The organism is Blastopirellula sp. SH421 (assembly GCF_057808535.1).
Genome location: NZ_CM173712.1, coordinates 3,922,920 through 3,949,802, shown reverse-complemented (window position 1 = coordinate 3,949,802; position 26,883 = coordinate 3,922,920). Strand labels below are relative to the sequence as shown.

Sequence of the window (26,883 nt, the reverse complement as noted above, 5' to 3'; positions counted from 1 at the left end):
CAGGTCAAAGGACCGGCGTCTCTCGGTGCAGCAATTAGAATTGCGGCTATTACTTGCCTCGCAGCCAATTTCGTTTTCCCAACAGCAGCTAATCGGCAGCGCACTGCAAGACACGGGAAGTTGGTTAGTAGAAGTCCAGGGCATTGAGCCGTTGAGTCAGGATCTTGCTGGTGTCTTGGACGCTAATGGGGTCAACGTCTCTCTAGGAGAGTTGCTTACCCTAGATGCGATTTGGGATCTGTCGCTAACGGCGCCAAGTGAAACCTATTTTGAAAGTCTCGTGGGGGCGGAAGGCTCAACAGGCAGCTTTGCCCAGGCAATTGGCGCCGAAGACCTGTCGGATTCAGATAAATTGCGATTCGCCATCGCGTTTGATGGAACCGCTACCGGAGTAGGGCAATTCGATCTGACACTCTTGACGCAGACAGGGTGGCTTGATGCTGCGGAGTTGCAAGACATTCCTGTCAACGTAGAGGCCAATAGTCACTTCGTCCTGGAGTTTGGCCTCGATCTTAACGCTAGTCCCGAATCTGCGTTTTTTTTGAAGTTTGAAACGATTCATGTGGATTGGAGAGTCTCTGGAGACGACCTGAGTTTTGAGATGCTTGCCGGCGTACTAGAAACGTCCGTAGAAAGCGGACACGTCGAAACGACCGTGGGAGGTTCACTTGTCGTCGGCAATCCTGACGCTGATCCGAATGACTATTTGACTATCAACGAGATCCAGAATTGGCCGATTGATCAAACAATCGAATTGATGATCGGCGCCAATCAGTCGGCTGGAACATTGTCTGTGCAAGCGCTGCCGATCGCGAATGGCGCCAATGCTGTTATTGACAAGCCGGCAGATCTTATATTTACGGTTGACCATCTAGTCGACGCTTCCATTACCCAGACGCAATGGGAGGGAGAAGGTTCAAGCGACTTTGCCAAATTTCGTCGCATTACCGCGGAGGATCTCGTCGGTGCGATGTACGACATACGGAGTATGCTGCAAGAGTATCGACAGTCTTCGCTCTTCGATCAGGCGCTCCCATTAACTGTCGATGGCTCGCTCGCAGATCTGGCCGCCTTTGATCAACTTTTTGAGACAGCAGTTATCGAACCTCTGCTCGATGAGAACGCGAACCCCAAGTTTAACTCACTCCAACAGTTTGCCGAGATGCTTAGCCAGCAACTCGGAATGAACGAGAACGAATTTGCCCTGCAAATTGATCCCTCAAATGGCCGCCTAGCATTTCACCTGAATATCCCAACCGGAGAGTTGGCCCAGCAGGAAATCGCAATGGCCTGGGACGATGAAACCTCCCCGCTTGAAATTGAACTGGGCGAAAACTCGCTTACTTGGAGCGCGTCTAGTGACCATTTTTCCCTCGATTTTTCCCTCGATTTGTCTCCCTATGTGGCCAAAGTGATCGGCCGGCAACCGCTGCCGCAAAACGGTCAGTTATCAGCGGACGCCACGTTTAGCCTGATGCTAAACGACTTGGGGGGGAGCGAAATCACGATCCACCGAGACGCAACGAATCAGTCCCCGCAGGATTTGGTGGATGACGTCAATCAAGCGTTTGCTGCGGCGAATATCGTTGGCGTGGTCGCAGTTCTCGAAAATAACCATCTGGTCATCATTGGCCCTGCCAGCGATACGATCGGCCTGTTGATCGTGACCTCAGACGCTCACACCCCAGTGCAGGATGAACTTGGGCTCGGCGAGATCGTCAACACCGGTCAGGTGGCGATCATTTCCTCGCGACAACTTCCCGCAGACGGTCGTCTGCAAGCCGCGGCACAATGGGAACTTCGCGTTAATGGAGGATCAAAAGTTCTCGTTACGGTGACGGCGGAACAAACGAGCGAAAATCAATCGTCCAACGACTTGCTTGCGGACATTCAACAAAGCCTTGACGCAGCCGGTTTGAGCGTTGTAATCGCAGAATCCATTAATGAATATTTGCAACTGCGTTTGAGCGGCAATTCACCCAATCCGATTATTGAAATCTTCACCAACTCAACAGACGCGGCAGTCACGCAACTCGGACTGCCAACCTACGATAGAGAGCGACGGGATACGCTGGTAGCCGGCGAAATAGAGTCGTATCACAGCCGGGTTTATGTAGACAACCTCGTTACTGACATGACGATTCAGGCAAGCGCCATCGATCTAGACCTGCAAGGCCGATACGGGCTGAGTGATCTGAGATTGGATGGTTCGTTTTTGACGTCAACCATGACCGTCAACACCACCTTCGGGGCCGCAGGCGCCGTCCGACCTTTTGAATTTTCTGAACTTCTGAATGACTCTTCGCAAAGTTTTGTCCAAGCGAAATCAGGGTTTGCGCTACTTAATCTTTCGATTCCTGTATCCACCGATCTCGGCAGCCCGGTGGCGGATGGCGCCCAGATTCAGATCCAGGTTCAAGATATCCTCGATAATCCGCAGGTTACGACCCTTCTGACCGGTCTCGATCAACTCGCGTCGACGCGCGATTTAACTTGGGAACAAGTCGTTGGTGGGCTACGACAGTTAGAACAAGCGGTAGCCGAGGCGTTTCGCAGTGAGGCTGCGACCGGCGACATACCCTTGACCGGCAGCACCCCAGCCGAGCTTTCGGATCTTTTGATGACGCTTGGCGCCGCAATTGATCGCTTCGAGCAGTCGCCGCCGGCGAGTTTAGCGGAGTTGCCGTCTGCGCTGATGGCTGCGCTGGGAGCAGGCGGGCACGCCTTGCAAATTCGTTTGACTGCGGAAGGGGATCTTGAATTCTCACTCACGTTTGATGGAGGCGCTAAAACCGGCACGACTCCATTGATCATCGACGTACCTGCCTACGTGCAGGCTATGGGGGGCGTTGCAAATCTTGACGGTGTGGACATCGTACGCGAATCGCGAACGGCTTCTTTTTCGTATGCGGTTTCCAGCGGGGTTACCGCAACCTTCGGACTGCACTTCAATCCGGGCAATGAACCGTCGACCTATATTCGTGACGATTTCAAGGTTCAGGTAAATGCCGAGCTAAACGCAATCAATACGACGTTTAAGGGATTGGCCGATTCCATACCGCTCTTTATAACCAACGGAACCGCGCACGTCGGAGGGATGACTTCGGGGCCAGCAACGTATCAATTCAAACTTCCGACGGTGGGTTCCGGCAAATATTCTCCCGACCAGATTACGCCAGAGCTTGTCGTTCCGGTGGTAGCCGGGAAGGCTTCAGCTCAGCTTCCCATTTCCACTACCCAAGGTGGAATGCCTCTTGCGCCTCCGTTAACGGTTTCTATCGCGAACATCGCCGTGGGAAGTGCAGTGATCGATGGTCCGAATCTGGCGAGCATCGTCGCATCCTTTGACCAAAACGACGATCAGCGGGCCCTTCCCGATCAGGTCCGCGAAATGTTTGATACTCTGCAAGCCATGGTCAACACGGGGCAGTCTGGCCTTGTGCTGCCGATTGCTGGCGAAACTCGCTTGAATGACTCCACGATTCACGATCTGGGCGAATCACTCGCCCAAGACCTTGAGATGGAGTTCGTACTGAACGGCGCGAACACGGCCAGCGTAATAAGCGTCCTCAATCGATACGGAGAGGCCGAGGACGTTTCGATGCTGGAGTCGGAATCATTCGCGCTTACCAGTGGAGCTAGTTCGTTCTCGGCGATATTACCGTTTCTGATGCGACGCTCGCCTTACATCATCACTGAGCGGACAAAAGAGAGCGTCGGCAAAACATCCATCCCTGATCTTGAATTCGAAGCATCGGCGATCACGGAAAAGAGAATCTCACTTAGCTTGCGATTTGGCATATCCCACAGCGGCGTATTTTACGTCTATTTGGGCCATCTAAACGAAGTTCAAGCGTCAACCTTCACCTATATTCCTGAGACCTTTTTCGAATCGCCTGTCTCGGCGACTCTTGGGGCGCTTAACGTTTCCGTGCATGACGGAAACCTAGATTCATTCGCCAAGCCGGTCGGAGTTTTGCCAAACTTTCCGACGATGACGACATCCTATAGTTTGTTGTCGCCTGACTTCGATTTGACGGCAGGCATGCCCTTCGTAATCGCAGCGGAGCGTTCGACCGCTCAAAGTGCGCAGATCCACCTTGATCTACTCAACACCGGCACCGGGCAATACAGTGTGATTGCAAGTTCCGATGTGGAAACTAGTCCAGAACTCACGTTGGGGTTACAGCTTCGGTATGGCGGAACGTTTCGCGTTCGGGTCGAATACCGGAATTTGCCGGCGAATGCTGGCGCTCAAAACGTAAGCATGTCCTATGGAACGCCTGGGACCTACGTTACGACTTCAACCTCCATTGACCTATTTGATAAAGGAAGCCCCTTTAACGAAGACGGATATCTGACTTACGGGGAAATGAAAGCGGCGGGGGTTACACCCTCGTCCCTCATCAAAAATCCCAGCCAGGTTCCTGCTCAGTCAGCCACGATCGGAGTTACTTCGGCGTTTAACTTCCAAGTAGCGGCAGACTACCTGGAAGGTTTTAACGTGCTGTCCCTGCCGTCGTTTGAGATTCCTGCGGAGAACGATCACGATGAACATATCGGCTCTGTATCGCGATTGATCGACCCGGTCGAAGAGCTGGGCTATTCGACGCAAAATCTCGATTCTGAAAAGTTCTACGTTCACTTCGCTGGAAAAGTACGTACGACGGAAGCCGGAGAGTATTCAGACGCATATTTGGGCGTGCAGTTTCTGGGAACGAATGGAGAGCTTCTAAAACTTTCATCCATCGACCTGAACGACGCTGTTGCTGATCCAGGCATTTGGAGCGTCCATGGAACGACGATTAGCAAACGGATTGAGATTCCAGCTGGGACGCGTCAAATCCGGTACAAGTTATCGGTCGCACCAGGGGACGAAGATTTCGTCTTTTTGTCGGAAGCATCGCTCAGCATTCGTAGTATGCAGCCGCTCCTCTCTTTTAAATTGCAGACGACCGCCAGCGGCAGCCAGACCTTCTCTGCAGCGCCAACCATGGCCGAGGTCAATCAATTGATCGCGGGGAGTCTAGGGAATTATGATTTCGTCGACGTAAAGCTCAACGTCAAGGAAGTGGTCTCGCAATTCCTTAAACCAATGTTCGGTCAGGCAAGCGGGTTGGTCTCAATCCTCCGCGACCCGATCGGGCAGCTTTATAGCGGAACAGGGACGATCAGCGGACCTCTCGCCAAGGTGTTCGGGAACATCACTTACGGCGAACTCTTGTTGGGGCCTGTCGATACGGGTGAGGTTAGCGATTTCGTTCGCGTTCTCGATGCGATCGACCGGATCAACGCCGCCGACCCCAATGTGAGCGGACTGATCCCAATCGGGGATTTCTCGTTCGCACTGAATGGCTTCAATCCGCTTCAAAGCGTTTCGAAGGATAACTCTCCCTCGCTGATCTCGTTCGTGTTGACCAGCAACTCCCCCAACGTCCTGACCGACTTTGACAATGCAGCCGGCGATTATGCGATTGAATTGAAGAATATCGCTCCGGCCGACGGGGGTGGACTGACGTTTGACATTCTCCGCGACACCACGTTGTTCGCCTATTTGCTACTACCCCAGCAACAAGCGTACTCCATCCTGTCGCTCGATTTGCCGGAATTAAAAATCAATGAAACATTCAATCGCAAGTCGCAATTGTCATTCAGCGAAGCGGCCGCTCGCGAATTCGTTAAAGCGGCCTCTGCGGTGCTTATTGGCGTCGTTACCGGAGTTCCTGTTCCCATCGACCTCAGCGGAAGAGTCAAGATTGAGGCGGACTTCAATCTGGGATACGACACCCTAATTGGACCATTTATCGATGCCCGAAACGGTAACTATTTCAAAATCGACGTCGATATTACTCAGAATGACAGACCCATTCCGGCGCCTTATCAGTTTGTAGACTACATCACAGAAAAAGTTAAAAGCAATTGCAGTAAGTATTTGGGAGACACTGTCTGCGACATCGTGACCAAAGTAGTCGAAAAGGTCGTCGATGCTACGGGTGACGCAGGCATACGTGGAGGAATCAATCTCAAGGTCGACATTAGTCTACGTGATCCGAACAACGACGGCAAAATCGCCTTGGAATCCGAGGTGATGAACTCCACAAGGTTTTTGAATAACGTCGACCAATTGACGCTTAATCAGTATCTTGACTCCGAAGGCAATCGGGCGGATCCCCAGTCAATCGCAGTCGACGCCGGCGTATGGTGTTTGGTTGATTTTCAGGCATCGTCCAGCTTCATTCTAGAGGCATATTATAGGCTGCCCTATTCAGAATCGCGTGACGTTAAACTGATCAACGTTCCGTTGGTTACGATCCAGGGCTATGAAAATGCGGAGGTTTTCCAAACCTTCAACCTCCCTCTAGGGTTGGCTGATTGCGGCGTGCCGGCGCCCGTTTTGGCCGAGCTAACATCGGATGGAACGCTTCTGTTAAACGCGGGATCTCGCGCCGCTCTGCGCCAGACCGTAAACACGCAGGATGGCGACGAATTTTTTAAGATCACACCTCACGCATTTCCAGGCGTCGTCACGGTTCAATTCGGACCCTTCATTCAAAACTATGGAAACGCCCAGAATCCCGTAACCCTGGTGTACGCCGATATGGGCCGGGGAGACGATACGGTGCTTGTCGATGAGAATTTCGCGGTCCAAGTGCACCTCTACGGTGGTTCCGGTAACGACCAACTCCAAGGGAGCTCCGTCAACGATATTCTCTATGGTGGAACGGGGAACGATACTCTAGACGGACGCGTCGGCGACGATCTGCTCTTTGGCGGTAGCGGTCAGGACTTTTTGTATGGCGGCGACGGAAATGACACGCTGCAAGGAGAGGATGGTGATGACCAACTCGAGGGCAATTTTGGCGATGACGTTCTGGTCGGCGGAGCTGGCGACGATAAATCGTTCGGCGGTGATGGAAACGACCAACTCTTGGGTGGAGACGGGCGCGACTATCTTTCGGGAGAGGGTGGCGATGATGAATTGCGCGGCGAAGCAGATGACGACCGCCTCTTCGGCGGCGCAGGTAATGATCTGCTAGAGGGTGGTCTCGGAAGTGACCAGCTTTACGGTCAAGGCAATAGCGACCGACTTTTTGGAAATACGGTCGCGAACGATACTCTCGACCTGTCCGGCGATTTGCTGAGCGGCGGAAGCGGAAATGACAAGCTGTATGGCCAGGATGGGGACGATGATCTTTATGGCGATACGGGGGACGATCAGATTTGGGGCGGCGGCGGCGAAGATAATATCTATGGCGATTCCGGTATCGATACGCTTTATGGTGAAGCCGGAAAAGACAGGATCTACGGCGGCTCTGAGGATGACATTATCTACGGCGGCTCCGAAGACGACACCATGGATGGCGAGGAGGGCAACGACTCTATCTATGGTGAAGCTGGTGCAGACCGACTGAGCGGGGGAACGGGAAACGATCTGATCGAAGGTGGACAAGGAACCGATTGGGTCATTGGTGAAATTGGGGACGATACTCTCTTCGGTCACACCGCCTCCGGCGCCGGGGATGATAATGCTTTGGACTACATCTGGGGTGGAGATGGCGATGACGCCATTCGGGGAAACGGCGGAAACGACTTGCTCTGGGGCGAGAAGGGGAACGACTCGATCTCGGGCGATGCGGGCAACGACGAGATTTTTGGGGGATCGGGAAACGACTTGGTCCAGGGAAATGCCGGTAGCGACTTCATCCTAGGCGGCGACGGAAACGACTTCCTGTACGGGCACAGCGTAAGTGGGACTTCAGACGACAACGCTTCTGATTCGATCTACGGCGGCTCTGGTGACGATTTCATTATCGGCGGGGGCGGTGCTGATCTCCTATTAGGAGAATCTGGAAACGACGTCATCTTTGGCGGTTCCTCTACTAATGATACGGACCAAAGCGGCGACAGGATCTACGGTGGAGCCGGCGACGACTGGATCGATGGAGGTGCGGGAGATGACGAAATCGACGGCGAAGCCGGCCATGACGTTCTATACGGCAGATCGGGTAAAGACATCCTCCGCGGCGGTGATGACGAAGACGAGATTTACGGCGGCGATGGTGATGACCAGATCGAAGGTCAGGTCGGCGATGATCTGCTCTTCGGCGAGGCCGGTAACGATACGATCTTGGGCGGTAATGACAATGATGAGATTCATGGACTTGCGGGCGCAGACATCCTCCGTGGTGACGCTGGAGATGACCTGATCTTCGGCGGTGATGGTGACGACGAGATTGAAGGGGGAGCCGACGACGATCGCATCTTCGGCGACTTGGGAAGCGACACGATCCACGGTAGTTCGGGGGATGACCACATCGACGGTGGGGCCGGTGAAGATGAACTCTTCGGTGATGAAGGGGACGACCAACTCGACGGGGGTAACGGAGCTGACAATCTGTCAGGGGGGAACGGCAATGACGTTCTCAGAGCCGGTCTTGGGATGCCTGGCGTTTTAAATGGAGATGACGGGGACGATGAGATTTACGGCACAGATTACGGCGCTCCGATCGACCCCAACTTCTTCGATGCTATTTATGTGGGGGATCAGATTTACGGCGGACGCGGAAACGACCGAATCTTTGCGTTTTCGGGAGCCGACTATATCGATGCCGGTGATGGGGATGACTTCGTCGACAGCGGCGCTGGCGCTGACTATGTACTGGGAGGGATCGGCAACGACCGCTTGATCGCAGGCCTTGACCTAGGCGACACGATCGACGCTGGTCTAGGGAACGATGTTGTCTACGGTTCACCGGTAGGAGACGATCGCCTATTCGGCGGCGACGGCAACGACACCCTGTACGGCCAAGGGGGGCAGGATGAACTAGATGGCGGCGCGGATAATGATATCCTGGACGGAGGCGGTGACGCGGATGTGATTCACGGCGGGAGCGGCGACGACGAACTGTATGGAGGAGGAGGAACCGACGATCAACTCTTCGGCGATGCAGGCAACGATACCTTGTTCGGTTCGGAAGATGGTGCTGACGTGTTGCTTGGCGGCGACGGTAATGATCGTCTGTCGGGCGGCGGCGGCAACGATCATCTCTCAGGTGAAGCGGGAGACGACATCCTGCTAGGTGGAGATGGTGACGACTTGCTGGAAGGGGGCGCTGGTTCCGATATTTTACTGGGACAAGGTCATCACGATAGGCTGTATGGGCACACGCAATCGGGCAGCGGAGACGACAATCGCGTCGACTATCTGTATGGAGATTTCGGAACTGATGGCAACGAGGCGACGGCCGGTCAGGATCAGCTGTATGGACAGGGAGGAAATGACGTTCTCTTCGGCGAAGGAGGAGACGACCTTCTCGACGCCGGAGCCGGCTCCAGCAACAGTGTGAACTTCGGCAGCGGCGAATCAGCGATTCCCTCTAGCTTTGCGGCGCCTGCGCCGACCGCTTCACCTGGACTGTCGCTAATTGAAAATGCTGACCTGATTGACTACGAATTGCCTGTGGCCGGTGTGTCCCACGGGAGTTGGTCGAACCCGGCCGTGCTGGGCCCGCAGGGAGGTTTGGCCGAACAGGCTCAAGACGTCGCACTGGCTACGGGCAATAATAATCAGTATCTGGCCTGGAGTGATGCACGCGACGGAAATCACGAAATTTATGTCGCATTCCAAGACTCCACAGGCTGGCATGCGCTGGCCGGCAGCGCAGCAGGCGGGGGCATATCGCAGACGTCGGGCGCATCGGTCCGCCCCGCAATCATGCTCGACAGCCTGGGGCAACCGGTTGTGGCCTGGGAAGAATGGACGCCGTCAGGCTCCGAGATTCGCGTGCTGCGCTGGGATGCCAGCGGACCTGGAGCATGGGTCGCTCTTGGCAACTCAAACGCTTCTGGCGGCGTGAGTGGGACAAACGCAGCGGAACGTCCCCAACTGGTTCGCACCGAGTTGGGGATTGTCGCCGCTTGGATGGATTCATCGACCGGCGCCGCCAACGTCAAGGCTCTTCGATTCGATGGCGCACAGTGGGGGGAGTTAGCCGGCAGTAATTCCGCTGACGGTATTACATCGTCTTCCACCGGGGTTACGGCCTTTGGATTATCGACCGACGGTACCAAAGTGGCCGTAGCTTGGTCGCAACCAACGACCGCAGGCAGCGCCGTCTTTCTGAAAGAATTTGCCAACGGCGATTGGTCGGGACTGGCCGGAAGCGCCTCAGGCGGAGGTATCAGCGGTTCGGTGGTCGCGGCAGTCACACCGAGCGTCGCCTACTACGCCGGCACGCCGGTCGTTGCTTGGCAGCAAACGAGTACTGACGAAGCGGAGTCCGGCTCTTCTCTGTTTGCAGCACGGTACTCTGGCTCCGTTTGGAACGCCATCGGCGGCAGCACAAACGCTCCGGGCCAGATCTCAATGACAGAAGAAATTGCCAGTCAACCAATACTGTTGTCTGGAGGTGGGAAACTGCGTCTTGTGTGGGTTGCTGGGCCCCAATCAGCAGACGTGGATCAAGCTACGTCCGTTCGCAGTCTGGTATTCAACGGAAGCAGTTTCGAAGAAGCGTTGCCGCAAGAATCAAGCCTTGGAGTTCCCGGAACCGCGACCTCCAATGCCGTGCACTTGGCTGCAGCCATCGACGCTGCGGGGCGAACCGCGTTGGCGTTTAGCGGCAAGTTGGGTGTTAGCTCGCGTCCACTGCAGATCCGCGTAGAAGAGTCAGCGCCAGTCACGGTTCATCATGCTTACGATATTCCTGGTCTGACCGTGCAGGATATTTTGAATTCCGGCAGCCTCGGTCTGAACGACTTAATTTTGGTCCACGGATCGATCGCTGAAAACGTCGTGATCGGTCCAGACGATTCCGGAGTCACGATTTTTGGAGACGGGCAGAGCCTTCTCAGCGGCAATATCCAGATCCAGGGAGCGGTGAATGTCACGCTCGAACGACTGACAGTCGCAGGAAATATCAGTGCCGAAAATGCGCAGAACTTGACCATCGGCTACACGTCCGCGGTCAACGTGACAATCACGGGTGGATCCTGGGTACAACTGACAGGCAACAGCGTGACAGGCATTTTAGCGCTCACCGGAACAAGCAACTTGCTGGCGAGCGGTCAATCGCTGGAAACCTTGAAGATCGAAGGTGGTAATGAGAACCTACTCAAGAACAACCAAGTCAAAATTCTACAACTTCTGACGTCTGGCGATGTGAGGATCGTTCATAATACGATCGGTTTTCTGCAAGCACTCGCAAGCTTCTCGGGGGAGATCTCCGGAAATACGATTGGCGGAGGAAGCGTAGCGGTCGATTATCAGGCCGATATCCCTTTGCATGATAATTTTATCACCGGCAGCCAAACTGGCGTGATAGTGAATTTTGGAGCAGGAGGACTCGGTACGTCGCAAAGCGGCGCCAACCTGATTGCAGGAAATCAAGTCGGTGTTTCGCTTGTTGCTGGGAGACTTGAACAGCAACACATCCGTGACAATCAGACAGGCGTTGTGGGAAGCGGCGTGCTGGGTGGAGACTCGCTCGATACGGCCAATGTGATCGAGGCCAATCAAGTTGGAGCAAGGTTCAGCGGAACGATTCGCTTTAATAAATTTGTCGCCAACAACGTACATATCTCGGCAACCAGCAATCAGCAAATCGAACGCAACTGGTTTTCAGGCGATACGGAGCACGCAATTGAGATTGGAGGAACGACACGCATCTCCATTTTGGATAACAGTATTTTTGCCCCTATCGGCGACGCGATTCACGTTTACCAATCGAGCAGCGAAGTCGAAGTCCGTGGCAATATTATTTGGGCCGAGCAGGGGCACGGCATCTATGTCGCCGCCGACAGCGAAGCAGGCTTTGCCAGCGACTATAACCTGCTGCATCGTGGCGCCACGGGGATTCTGGTCCACTTTGCAGACACGGACTTCTTTGACATTCTAGACTGGCAGGTCGAAGTTAACCGATTCGATCTACATTCAGTGGGAACCACAGTTCTTGCGCCGTTGGGCGCGTTGCCGGCCTGGGTCAATCCCTATCACGGCGACTTGAGCGTTTGGAGCCCCGTGGCGTTGCTCGAATCGTCAAGCGTAACGATCGACCGTAACAGCGTCTTGTCGAGTTCCGGAATCCAGCAGACTTACGCCAATCTACTGAACAACCCTGGTTTTGAATCAGGACTGACTGGATGGATCGCCAACGCTCAATCGACTACGACGTCGACTCCATTAGCAGCTTATCAGGGGACGCAAGCTTACAGCCCCGGCGACGTGGCTGTTGGCGCACTACAGCAAACGATCGACCTAGTGAGTTTGGGATACTCAGCAGCCGAACTGAATAACGACCAATGGAGCGTCGTGTTCGGCGGACGCATACGAACGTCGAACGAGTCAAACCCCGACTCTGGGCAAATTACGCTGGTCTTCCTAAATGCACTAGGGGCAGAAATAGCTCGGATTGACACTAATTCTGTCGCGTCCGTCGATCATTGGGATCTCATCGGTAATCGTGCCAATATTCCTGCTGGCACGCAAAGCTTGCGGCTAGAATACACTGCCTCGCGCGGAGCCGGACCTGCCAATACGGCGCTGCTTGACGAGGCATCGGTGCGATTGGTTCCGCGCAACGTGGCTCCCGACTTGGGGGCGTCGGCTGGCGCCACGGAGGATCTGGACTCCACTTCCCCGCGGATCGTGTTGCGTTCGCCTGACCTGTATGTCGACTGGGAAAGAGACAAGCTGAAGGAGATTCGTTGGGAGTCATTCGGAAATGACACAGGCGCCACCGTCCGAATCGATTTGCTACAGGATGGTCCCGATGGGCCAAGCTTCATCTCGAATATCACCGCCGCCACTGCGGATGACGGAAGCTATTTGTGGAAGCCAATCGACAATTCGATTCCGTACGGAACATATGGACTAATGATCCAGGTTTCGCTTGTCGGCAAGTCCATCGTCTTCGATCGCTCTGCCGAGTCGTTCACGGTGCCTGAGAACACGGCGACTTATTTTGTGAACGACCACTCGCTAATAGGAGACGAATACACATCGAGCCTGGGAGATAACCGCAGCACAGGTAAGATTGCTAGCGCACCCAAGCCAAGCATGGCGACGTTACTTCGTACTTATCAGGTGACGCCCAATCAAACCATCTACGTCGATGCTGGTAACTATCGTTTGTACTCTACGCTGCTCATCTCCGGCGCCGGCGTGCGAGGAAACGATGAGGGGTTCGACATTGTCGGACCGACCTCAGGCGGCAGCACGGCCACCCTGCAGACTTATCGAAGTTCGGTGTTGTTCGACTTGGTGGAACTGGACGACGCCGACGCTGTCGGAATAAGCCATTTAGAACTGATCGGCGGCAACTATGGCATACTGGTCGATCATTCCAGCACGTCTTTGCACATAGATCACCTCACAATACGTGACTCAAGACTGGGAGGCATCTTGATTAAGGGGGATTCGATCGGCGCAGCTGTGGATTCCGTCCATATTACAGGGGCTGGCGGAGATGGGATCGCGGCGTACAACCAGCTCCAAAGAATAGCCTCTAGCACCATCGAAAATAACGATGGTCGAGGAATCTACTTAGACAAGCCTCGTTCCGCGATCGTCACAGGCAATACGGTCCGCTTGAATCTTGCGGAAGGGATTTTGATTCAGGACGACGATCAATCGACGACGATAGTTGGCAATCTCGATCTTGGTCTCGGACTTGGCAATCTGGTTGAGTTCAACGGCCAAACTGGAATTTCCGCTTCCGGCTCGGTTCTAATCGCAGGTAATACGGTGCAGGGCCATTATGGCTGGAACGTTTCTGGAATCGCCGGCTATGGAATAGAGGTGATCCGGAACGTGGTGTTCGACAATACCATGGGGATTGCCGCATCGGGGTCAGCCCGAGTAGAAGAAAACCGTGCGTATCGCAACGATATCGGGATTCAGAACATCGGATACGATGCCTTTGTGGCGGCAAATGTTGTCTATTCGAATGACCTCGGTATCGATATCCAAGGCTTTCAGAGCGGTTCATGGACAACTGGAGTTGTGCGCAATAATACGATTTACGGTAACGGCAGCCTGGGGTTGTCTGTGAGTTGGGCCCAGGGGATCTCGCTAGAAAATAACACCCTTTACGAGCCGGTCGCCGAAGCAATCAAGATTATCGGATCAGAAGATGTCATTCTTCGCAACAACTTGATCTTGGTGGGGAGCGGTGTCGGAATTACAGTCGAGAGCAACGCTCAGCACGGTTTCGATAGCGACTACAACTTGATTCATGTAACCGGGGCCGGCGCCGTTGGGCGTTGGCAGAATTCAACCCGAGCCACGCTTCGAGCCTGGCAGGCGGCAACAACCGGTGACACCAATAGCCTTTCGACTGACCCGCTGTTCGTCAGCCCTCTAGGCGCAGATGGAGTGCTGGGCGCCGGCGGATCCAGTGGCGGCGCGGATGATGATCTTCACCTACAAAGCGCTACGGGAAGTTACCACAGTGGTTCTTTGGCTCCCATTCGAGGGTCTTCCGGACTGCCAGAATTCCTCATTGCTACGCTGACGCCGGATGCGCTCGACTCGCCGGGACTCGATCGTGGGGATAAGTCGTCTGATTTCTCTCAAGAACTTCCGCCTGCCGGTGGCTATATCAACCTGGGGGCTTACGGTAATACGATCCAGGCCTCGCTCAGTCCAACGCAGTATCTGACTTTGTTACGCCCAGCCACCGGCGCCGTTTGGCCGATCGAACGCGAAGTACTTATCACTTGGCGTTCTCACGATGAGGCGGGCTCCGTCACGATCGAGTTGATGGATGGAGAGACCATGATCGAACTACTTTCCGCTAATGCGGTCAACAGCGGCGAGTTCCAGTGGGTTGTTTCTGGGGAGATCGAACCTGGAATTTATTCGCTGCGGGTAACTCGAAATGCCGACGGTGTGAACACGACCAGCGGCCCTATAGAAATCAGTCCACCGGTGAACGCTTATTATGTAAACATTGCTGGAGACGCAGACCTAAGCGACAATCAGTATACGACGGCGATGGGTGAGTTCGCTAATGATGGACTCACGCCTGGTACGCCTATGGATTCGCTGCAAACTCTGCTTTCGAGCGGCATCCTTTTCAAACCCGGCGACGTGATTTACGTCGACCCTGGTATTTACGCCAGCGAAACCGATATCATTCTGACGACGCAGCACCAGGGAATCGTGATTCAGGGACCCACGGATGCTGGTAAACATGCCGTACTCGATCGGGGCAATGACTCGGGCGGTACTTTTGTGTTTGAACTAAATGACGCGGATGGCGTAACAATCGCCAATCTGGGAATCACCGGCGCATATACAGGAGTGGGATTCAGTTCGGAGAACGACAGTGACGGCGTAACGTTGTCCGGCAATGACATTTTCGGCAATGCGTATTACGGCATCGATATGGTGAGTCAAATCAACGATTCGGCTCAAATTGTTGGCAACACAGTCCACGACAATTATAGCATCGGAATCTATGCGGCCGGATATCGAACGCTGGTCTCTCAGAATTCGGTTTACAACCAGTCGACTGGAATTAGCACTAATCTTCAAAATGACTGGTACGAGACAATTGAGCAAAAAGATTGGATCCAAGTTGTCGAGAACCACATCTTCGCCAACACGAGCGTCGGACTCTACCTGAATCCGAACTCCATCGCAGTGGGGAACGACATCTATGGTCAAAGGCTTGATAGATCGTACGAGAACATTGCGTCGTCACACTATGGAGGGACGGGCGCGATCGTCGCAGATAACGCAATCTTCCGCGGAAACCGGGTATTTGACAACGAAATTGGGATCACTGACACCCACGGCGAGGTCTCGCACAACGACATCTTTGCCAATATTTACGGGGCGCTGGGAGAAATCACAGGTTCGTTTAATAACAACCGCGTTTACTCGAATGTGGTGGGGATCGACGCCGGAACCGACTACAACTATACGGGGCGAATTTCAAATAATGTCTTCTACGGCAACGAGATCTACGGTCTTCGTACCTCACAGGTCAACAAGGGACTTGTAATCGAGTTCAACACGTTCGTACACGCAGGCACGGCCGCGTTGAGTGTCAGCGAACAGTCGAGGAATATCCAAGTTGAGAACAATATCTTCTCGATCACAGAAGGGGTCGCTATCCAGGTCGATGCAAATAGCCAAGTTGATTTCTACAGCGACTGGAATCTGTTCGATCTGCAATCAAGTACGCAAATGGGCGTTTATGGAAGTACTCCCTTTGAGACGCTTGCAGATTGGAGTGACACGCTGCCTTTCGATAGGAACAGCCTGGCTGGCGCTCCGATGTTTGTATCCCCGCAGGGTGCGGATGGGACATCAGGATTCTCGTGGACGCAGACCGCAGCACCACAGTTTGCCAACGACCAGAACGCCCAGTTCGTTGGGGATGTTCCTTGGAGCAATCTGGAAAGCCCATTCCTGGAAGGAACCGGCGGCGCTCATTGGGAGTGGCCCATTCAATTAGAGGAAGGCATCCCCTTTGAATTTACCGTTACGGTGACTTGGCCTAGCCATCATGAACTAACTTCGCAGTATTGCACGTTCTATGTGGCCGGTCTGGGAAGTGCATCCTGTAGCGTTGATCAGACGATGGAAGACATGGTCGTGGTAACCGTCAGTGGAACTCCCACCATAACTGAATCCTCGCTGGCGGAGCTCGACATCAGCGGAGGCCCAATCACGGTGGGGCTGGCGAATGGCGAGAGCCCCAATTTTGTGACAGGCAATCTAACAAACTCAAGCTATGCGGGAGACTATCATCGTTCGGTGACTTCCGCAGATCCTACTTTTGACGACTGGTCGGAAAACTCGTTTCGTTTGGGCCAGCAGGCCATATTTACGATCGATAATCTCGTGCCTGGCGATTGGTATGATTTGTCGACGACTTGGACAGCCGCCTCTTATAATTCGTACCGCGTTCGCTATGAGATTGCCGATACTGACAAGCTGGTTGGTCTAAAATACATCGATCAAAGGGACAACCCGAACGACTTTGTAGACGCTGGGCAGGATTGGGAGCGCTTGGGCATCTTCCAAGCTACATCAACATCGCTAACGGTTCATGTTCTCTCGTCCGACGCCAGTTCGTTCGCCGTAGACGCAATCCGCGCTGTGGCGATCTCTGGTGACCGATCCGCAGATGACAACTTCGGGTTACAATCGGAATCTCCAGGAATCGATCGAGGCAATCCGCAGTCGTATTATGTGGCGGAGCCGAAACCCAACGGCGGACGCGCCAACCTGGGATCCGATGGCAATTCAGCCCGGGCTACGACCGGTCCTTTGCAGCAAGTTCAGCTATTGTCCCTTAATCAGGGAGATCGGGTCAAAGCAGATTCGACGGTCGAGATCATCTGGCAAACCGACGGTTTGTCATTAAATTCTGCTGCACTTCAGATGAACGTAGGGGGAGACCGGTTTGGTCGCTGGCTAAAAGAACAAGCTTATCAAAGCTTAACGACCGCAGAGACCATCTCTGAGCCGGTCGATTTGTCGCAGACGATCGATCCTGCCGATCCCGCTGTCTATCAATCCTATCGTGTAGGGGATCGAATTCAGTATCACTTTAATGCTCCTGCAGGAACTTACCAAATTCGGCTGCATCTAACTGAGCCATACGAGGGCGTGGAAGAGGGAGATCGCATCTTCGATATCTTCGCACAAAAAGAAATGGCCGTTGAAGGAGTCGACATCGTTCAACTAGCAGGCGACATCGGTAAGGGAGTTGTCGTCGAGTTGACGGTCCAGGTCAACGGTCAAGATGGGATCGATCTAGAGCTGGTATCTCGGTCCGAGCTAAATTACAAAGCGATACTATCGGGACTGGAAATCTGGCACGCCAATCCTTTGGGGACCGCCGATCCTCGCTTTGATCTGGATCTGTCGCTTGACAACGGAGCCACTTGGCAATCGATTGCCGAAGACATGCAGATTGACGCTCTTGGAGCTGGCTCGTTCAGCTGGAACGTACCCGCCGAAATCGACCTGACAGTCCCGACGGCTCGAATTCGAGTTACTAGTCAGGATGGGATTTACCCTCAGGCCACCAGCGAAGAAGGCTTTCTAATCGTTCGGGATACGCATGAATACTATGTGAACATAGCGGGAGATTCAGACTTCAGCGACAACCAGTACACGACGGCCGCTGGAAACGATACCAATTCAGGGAATACCCCAGACCGTCCGATGGCTAGTCTCGCTGCGGTGCTGGCCGTGTACGACTTGAATCCTGGAGATGTCATTTACATCGACAGCGGAACCTATCTTGTACCGAACAATATTCTGATCAGTAACGATGATTCCGGCGTGACGATTCAAGGCCCCACTCAGCCCGGCAAGCAGGCGACGCTCGATCGTGACAACACGAGCAGCGGCAGTTACGTCTTCACTCTCGACAATGCGGACAATGTGACGCTTTCCAACTTACGAATCACAGGCGCCAGTATGGGGGTGCATGTCGCGGAGAATAGTGGAAGCGACTTCCTCACGATTCAAGACAGTGAAATATTTTCAAACTCTTATCGCGGCGCCTTTGTCGGCGTTGGAAACGATAACGCGGTCATCACTCGCAACACAGTGCATGACAACGATGGGGATAGCTTCGCAGCTAGTATTGAGAGCAATGGACTGGGATCGCGAATCACTTTCAACACAATTTTTGGAGTCGGCGAAGGTCTCGTCGTGAGCGCTGTCATTAATTTCCACGAAGCGGTTTCCTACGATGATTGGGCCGAAGTCGTGAATAATGTGATCTACAGTAACGATGTCGGGATCCGCACCGGAGATAACGTGCGCGTTATCGGAAACGACCTTTTTGATAATCATACAGGACTTCAGCTGGGAACCAGTATTGCCCGCGGCAATACAATTCGCGGTAATCAAACCGGCGTCGTTTCGTATGGCGAGATCGAGAACAATCGAATCTTTGACAACAACCTTGGGATCGAAGCGAGAGGGGGCAATATTGCAGGAAATCGGATCTTCTCTAATCACCGTGGCGTCCAAACAGGTTCGTCGTTCCACGGCAGTATTACTAACAACGTGTTATACGATCATGAAGACGTCGCCATCGATGCTCAGTACCAATCGAACGGTAGCGTTGATCTGCAGTTCAATACAATCTACGAGCCGACCGCTACTGCGATTCGCGTCAACGATAACTCGGGCCCCGTCTACGTCGCAAACAATATCCTGGCGGTGGAGCATGGTACGCTCTTCGATATTGGTCGTTTCGCCGGGGACGATTTTCAAAGCAATTGGAATCTGCTCTTCGTTGCTCCTACTGCCACACTAGCGAACTTTACCGGATACGTCGTCACTGATTTGAAGACTTGGACGCTCGAATTGGGACGCGATCTGCAAAGCGTCGACGCCGATCCACTTTGGATTTCACCGGCAGGCGTCGACGGTCAGTTGGGATACGATCGGATCGGCGGCGTCGACTTTTCGCTGGATGATAACTTCCACCTGCAATCAACTTCTCCAGCAGTTGATCGGGCTGCCCCCACCGCCTATTATGTCGGCGAGCCCCGGCCCAACGGCCTGCGAGCCAACCTGGGAGCGTATGGCAACACCAGCGAGGCGGTTCCCAGCAGCACCCCCTCAATTCAATACCTTTTTCCAATTTCCAGCGATCGCGTTCAGGTCGGCGAGACACATCTCATCGAGTGGCGAACGGGTGGCCTGTCTTCGTTCGAACTTGCCGTACGGGTTGACGCCTCGGAGGACGCGACAGGCGGATGGATTTCAGATCAGCCGTACGTCAACTCCAGCAACGTCGCTACGAATACGCAATCAATCGGACTGAGCGGGGTCAGTTCGCCTGCCCCGCAACAGGTCTATCAAACTTTCCGTTCCACTTATGGAGAGGGATTGCGTTATGAACTTCCGGCCAGTGCCGGTACGTACCGACTGCGGTTGCATTTCGCCGAAATCTATTCGCTCTCCGTCGGCGATCGCGTCTTTGACATATACGTCAACGGCCAAATTCGCCAAGCGGACGTCGACGTTATCGCGTTGGCTGGGGACTTAAATAAAGGGTTGGTGCTGGAGTTCGATGTTTCGACCACTGGCGATCCCATCGAGATCTTCCTCGCCAATCAGACCGGCAAGTTTGAAGCGATGATTTCGGGACTGGAACTCTGGCGCGCCGCTTCTAACGCTCCAGCTAACGTCACCACCGATTTGGAAATCTCGACCAACGGCGGAACTGTTTGGCGGACGCTAGCGACTAATCTGTCGTTGGATGCTTCTGGGCATGGACGATTCAATTGGACCGTCGCCAACGCCGATGTTGGACCGTCAACTCTGCTACGAACGACCGCCAAATCTGGGCTGCAAGTCCTGAGCACCAAAATCTCCCTGGCGATTTTGGTGGCGGCGGGTGGTCAGTCCTACTACGTCAACATCGCCAACGACACGGATCTCACCGACAACGAATACACCACCACTGCCGGCGATAACGCCAACAGCGGTAAGTCGCCGGACGTACCGATGGCCAGTCTGTCGGCTTTACTGCGGACGTATGACTTGAAAGCTGGGGATGTCGTCTACGTAGACGCTGGTCACTACCAGTTGATGACAGATATCAACTTCCTGGCGGACGACAGCGGCGTGACGATTCAAGGCGCCGTCAATCCGGCGCATCCGACGATCCTTGACCACTTGCATCAGCCGACGATAACCGCTGGGGGAACCGTGGATTCCGCCCTACAAGGCTCGGTATTTGCGTTTCTGGGCGCAAGCGACGTCACGCTGTCGCATCTGACCTTGACCGGCGGCGTGTACGGCATCGCAAATGCGAACTCTGCCATCGACGGTTTGACGATTCGCCATGTCGATATTCATTCCAATAATGACGGTATCTCGATCCGCGACAGCAAGGAAATCCTCATCGAACAAAGCCGGGTCTACGAAAACCAAGGATACGGCATTGACATCGGCAGCGGATTCAATGTCGTAATCCGCGAGAACGAGGTCTTTGGCAACGCCACTGGTATTAACACGACGAGCTATTACTGGGACGAGCCCTTCCTGATTGAGGGAAACAAAGTTCATCACAATACCGACTATGGAATCCGCGATGCATATTCGTTGATCATCAACAATGAAGTGTACGCTCAATCAACTGGCAGTGGCCTCGGCATCGATGCTTACTTCTCTACCGTCAAGAACAATCAGGTCAATGAGAACATCATCGGCGTATACGCCAATGGATCTAGCGTCGAAGAAAATCGTCTCTTTGGCAATCACTGGGGTGTAAAAGCAGGCAGCAATAGCGTAATTGTTCGCAATGTCATCTACTCAAATGACATTGGCGTCTATGCCGATCAGTCGGGAAATGGCGAATTCAACATTGCGATTAAAGGCAATCTAATCTACGCCAACACTGACTTAGGATTGCAGTTCTTGCAATCCGAACACGTAAGCATTCTTAATAACACGATCTACCATGGATTAGGAGACGCCGTAAGAATCGAATCGCAGTCGTCTCATGTTACGTTGGTGAACAACGTCATTCGAGTTGACGCCGGCTTGGCGATACGAGTCACGACCGATAGTCGGAGTTATTTTTTTAGCGACCGAAACGTTTTTGACGCTGGCGTTGGCGCCGGCGTAGGAGCGTGGGACGATGTCGAACAAACAACGCTGCTTGACTGGCAGTCAGCATCCAATGGCGACGCTCATTCGTTCTTCGGAAATCCATTCTGGATTGATCCGAACGGGGCAGACAACCAATTGGGTTACGACCGTAGTCTGAAGATCGATGGCGGGCTCGATGACAATTTTCATCTCTCGGCCAAGTCCGTAGCCATTGATGCCGGCGACGCCGCTTCGTCTCCGATCGATTTGGATGGAAATTCTCGCGTCGATGATCCTGGTACCGTTAACCAGGGACCGCCGATTATTGTTGAGGAACTATCTGATCCGCTGTTTTTGCCGCGATCCCCAGGGGCGGCGCAGGATTGGCGAGGAGACGACCAGGCCTGGACATTCGATCTTGCTTTTGCGTTTCCCTATCAAGGCCACTCGTGGTCAAGCTTGCAGGTCTCTTCCAATGGCCTGCTGCAATTTGCCGGCTCCGGCGCTGCTTCCGATCCCCATAATACCGCAGCGGGATTGGCGGAAGGTATACGAATCGCGGCGCTATGGGATGACTTACGAACGAACGGAATGGGGGACGATATCTTCATCGACGACTCGGTCGCCGATCAAGTTACTATTCGCTGGAACGCGACTCACAAACTGAGCGGCAGTGATGTTCAGTTTTCGGTGACCTTAGCGGCAGACGGAACCATTCGGTTTGACTATGGAGCCGACAATCAGGAGTTGACTCCCACCGTGGGACTATCAGGGGGAACTTCTGACAGCGTTTATCTTTCGTCGTACGATGGCTTAGCAAGTCTGCATGATGCTGCTTCGTTAGAGTTTAGTTCAACCGCCAGCGCGATAGTCGCCACCATTCAAGCGGACAATCAGTTTCTGGAACTAGGCCAACCTCAGGGTTGGCAAGGGGATGATGAAGCGTTTGATTACGATTTGCCTTTCTCGTTTTCCTTCTACGGAAAAGCTTACGATTCTGTATCCGTCAGCCTGAATGGTAGTCTTGACTTTTACGATGCGGAGAACGGTGGCTTTGCTTCGATCAGTCCGCTCAATACCGATCTCACCACGCTTCTGCCAGGTCACGACATTTACATTGATGTCCAGACTGAGCAGGTGACATTTCGCTGGCAAGCTTCTGAATATTCGGATGAATCACCATTCAATTTTTCGGCGACCCTTTTTTCTGATGGCTCGGTACGATTTGACTATGGTGATGGGAACGAGGCGGACTATTCGTTTGTAGGCTTAAACTCTTCTTCCTACGAGGATTACCTCGATGTTGAAGCGTACTCTGACGCAGATTCCTTGGATAACGCCAACTCGATTCTCTTTCAAGCAGCGACTAGGCCCATCTACGTTGAACATATTCGGGACGCCAACGAGTTCTATCAGGTCCTTGGACAGCCGATGTACTGGAACGGAGACGGGGAGACTTGGTTGCTTGATCTGCCCTTCAGTTTTCCGATCGCGGGTGACTCATATGCCCAAGTCGAGGTCGCAGCGAATGGATCGCTAACGTTTTCCGGGATCGGTAGCAACATCGACTACGAGTTGGGCAACGATGTACGAATCGCTCCCTATTGGGGATCCTTCGACACGAGCGATCCGCAGCAGAACGATATCTATATCATCGACGCCATCGGTGGTCAGGTCACCGTGATTTGGGACGTCTCCGACAATTTCGGTGGCCAGGCATTGTTTGCAGCCACCCTCTATGCGGATGGCGCTGTGACCTACAGTTATGGTCCAATAAGCAGTGAAGTAGTGCCGCTGATCGGGATTGGTTACGGCGCAGGCCAAGCGTATGTCGCCAGTTACAGCGGACGCACCGATCTAAGCAGCGCGTCCTCCCTCACTCTGAGCTGGCAGACCTCGTTCGCCGATATCGGCGCCTACGAATTTCAAGGCACCTCGCTCGACATCACTCCTCCTACTTTGATCAGCAGTCAGCTTGCCTTCACGTCGGACGGCCCACAATTGTCGCTAAACTTCAGTGAAGCGTTGGATCCGATCGACGCCAATGCGCCGGCCAATTATGTCGTTCGAAGCGGTGGGGCCAATTTGACGCTTGGTGACGGTGACGATTTGATCATCCCGGCGATACCTCATTACCTTCCGGGGACCACTACGGTCACGCTACAATTACAGACTAGTGCCGCCAGCCTGAACGGGACCTCCCTGGAAATTCTCCTCAGAGCCGATTCGACCATTCATGATTTAGCTGGATTGAAGCTAGATGGTGATAACGACGGTAATCCCGGGGGTGAACAGCCGATCGCAAATCGCCCGCCGGTGATTTCTCCACTGAGTCCGCAAGTGGTCGAGGAAGGAAATGAATTAGTCTTTGTGATCTCGGCAGTCGACCCAGATGGGGATAGTGTGCGTTACTCTTTGGGCGAGGGAGCGCTTCCCGGTATGGTGATTGACTCGCTAACAGGGGAGTTTCGCTGGACGCCGACAGAAGACCAAGCCCCCGGTGAATTTCAGCTCGAAGTGATCGCCACCGATCTTTCGCTTCTCCAACTTCCCGCCAGGATTGTTGTGGAGATCACGGCGAATGAAGTCAACGCCAGGCCGATCGTTTTGCCGATTTCCGCGAAGCAGGTAGTGGAAGGAAGCCTACTGACATTTACCGTGTTGGCTACTGATCCAGAGCAAGACCCACTGCGATTCACTATAGGACCAGGTGCTCCTCTAGGGGCAACCATCGATCCAATCTCAGGCGTCTTTCAGTGGACGCCATCCGAAGCTCAGGGGCCTGACACTTACTCCATCGAGATTGTCGCTACGGAAGATCGCCCAGACGGACTTTCGGCCTCGAACACGGTGGAGATCCAAGTGGGGGAACAAAACAATGCGCCCGTGGTGACGCCTGTGCCCAACAAAAGGGTGTCGGAACTCCTGGAAGTTTTGTGGCAAATCGCCGCGACCGATCCAGAGCAGGGAACATTGACCTATGCCTTCGATTCGACTCCTCCCCAAGGAGCGACGCTCAATGCTGCCACCGGGCTGTTCGCCTGGACGCCAACCGAGGGGCAAGGGCCAGGCGTATATGTGATTCGTATTCAAGTGACTGACGATGCGCCGGAACCGCTGGCTACCATTGTAACCTTCCAAATAACCGTCGATGAAGTGAATTCGGCGCCGGTGATTACGCCTGTCTCGTCGCAGACGATCGGCGTGAATCACGCATGGAGCCTGGCAATGCAGGCGTCCGATAGCGATACCCCGGTAAATACAATCACATGGTCGCTAGCAGCAGGAAGTCCTGCCGGCGCAACCATAGACGCTTCAACCGGTGTGGTTTCGTGGACGCCGCAGCAAAGTGATCTCGGTAATCACACCCTTTCCGTCGTGGCTACCGACAATGGAGTTCCTGCTCGGTCGACAACCAGGAACGTGGCTATCTTGGTAGACGTGAACGTCGCCCCCGATGTCACCATCGAAAACAACGTGGTGACGATCGACGAAGGGGCCATTGCGACGAACGCCGGTACGTTCAACGTCCCTAGCAACGATACTGTCACCATCTCCGCGAGTTTGGGCAGTATCGAGCAAGATAATGAAAACCAGACCTGGACCTGGTCATACAACGCACTCGATAGTCTTAATAGCCCGCAATCGATCACGATCACCGCGACCGATTCTACGGGCAATGCGTCATTTTCAACCTTTATATTGCATGTTAACAACGTCGCTCCGACGATTACCCCAGACGTCTCGTCCCCGACCTTCACGATTGGAGCGACGGCTATAGTTACCGGCACTTACAGCGATCCCGGTAATGACACTGTCACGCTTTCGGCGGCGGTCGGAGTTGTGGTTAACAACTTGGACGGCACGTGGACTTGGTCCCTTGCCGATGCTCAGCCTAGCGATAGTCAAACGGTGACGATCACCGCCGATGACAATGAGGGAGGCGTAACCCAGACGACCTTCTCGCTGACCATTCTACCGCAAGCGGAAGTGCGCCTAACGATCGGCAGATCTGCCGCGGTGACCGATGCTTCAGGCGAATCGGTTCAGCTGCCGGATGACCTTGCGTCGATCCACGAATGGAGTACCTTTACGGTCAATGTCTGGATCTTGCGCGATCAGCAAAATATTGACAACTTGACCAGCATTACGCTGAGCCTGAACTACAACAGCGACTGGTTCCGGCTTGATAGCTCGACACCCAGCAGCGGCGTCGGCCAGTTGAACGTCAGCAATACCGGGAACTCACTGGAAGTTAACGCCAACCAACTTATCGGCGGCGATGTCGGACAAGACGGCTACTTCCTGGTCGGAAGCTTCCGTTTCAAACCGGCTCTTGATAATGTTGTCCCGAATGATATCAACGGCGCCTATGTTGTGCCGATCACCGATCTGCAGTTCAGTGTGACCGACGTCCAGTTGTCGCTCGACAATTCTGGAGCTATTCCCGGTCATCAGATCGGAGCTCCGGCGACTCAATTAGAAGTTGTGCCGTATGACGTCAATGACGATGGTGCGATCACATTAGTCGACCTCTCCTACTTGGTCCGCAGCATCGGGAATCAAGTCACCAGCTTCCCTGCGGCTTACAAGTATGATTTCGATCGAAACGGAGTCGTTTCGCTGATCGATCTGACTTATTTGATTCGCAACCTGGGCGCCAACTCTAACGACGCCGGTCATCTTCGTTTGCCTAGCAGCTACTATGTAGTGCAATCGCCTTCAGCGCCGCTTGAGAACGAATCGATTGTTGCCAATCCAAGTTCTCTGCCAGCGATAATTACTACCGACTTGGTGGAGGCAGAAGCGGTTGATCTCAGTGACGAAACTGCCAACATCGATGCAGCGTTCGGAAATCTCGGCACAATTAATGACGCCTGGGAATTTCCGGCCGACGAGCATGAGTTTCCCAAATCATCACTTCACTTCGCTCACAACGATTGGCGGCCGCATTTTCTGCCTGACTGGGCATTACTGGAATCAGTGATCAGTGATTGCGTCATTGACAAGGCAGTCGATTTATTGGAAGACCTAGAAGCGGATCTTCAGCAGTATGAGGAGTTTCAGAGGGGGCAAAAGAATCGTTCTCAGAACCTCTAGCAGGCTTCCTATCTCCTACATCGGTGACTGTTCCAGAGAGAAAAGGGATCTCTCGGGTAAGCTTATCGATTTACGCGCGGTATCCCCTCCGAGGATTGTTAAAAAAAGAATTTGGGGAGCTTCAATCGGTCGAATCTGAGAAGTATTTGCTTCGCTGGCTCACTTGATTGAATCAGATTCACCGCTGACCAGATCATCGC

1 protein-coding gene is annotated in these 26,883 nt (G+C 53.7%); it reads left to right on the top strand.

Annotation, left to right across the window (positions count from 1 at the left end):
* The first annotated feature begins 25 nt into the window (after positions 1-25).
* A complete protein-coding gene (locus SH421x_RS16020) occupies positions 26-26,683 on the top strand; it encodes a right-handed parallel beta-helix repeat-containing protein (RefSeq protein ID WP_488850388.1) in 26,658 nt (8,885 codons plus the stop codon).
* Positions 26,684-26,883: the final 200 nt, after the last annotated feature.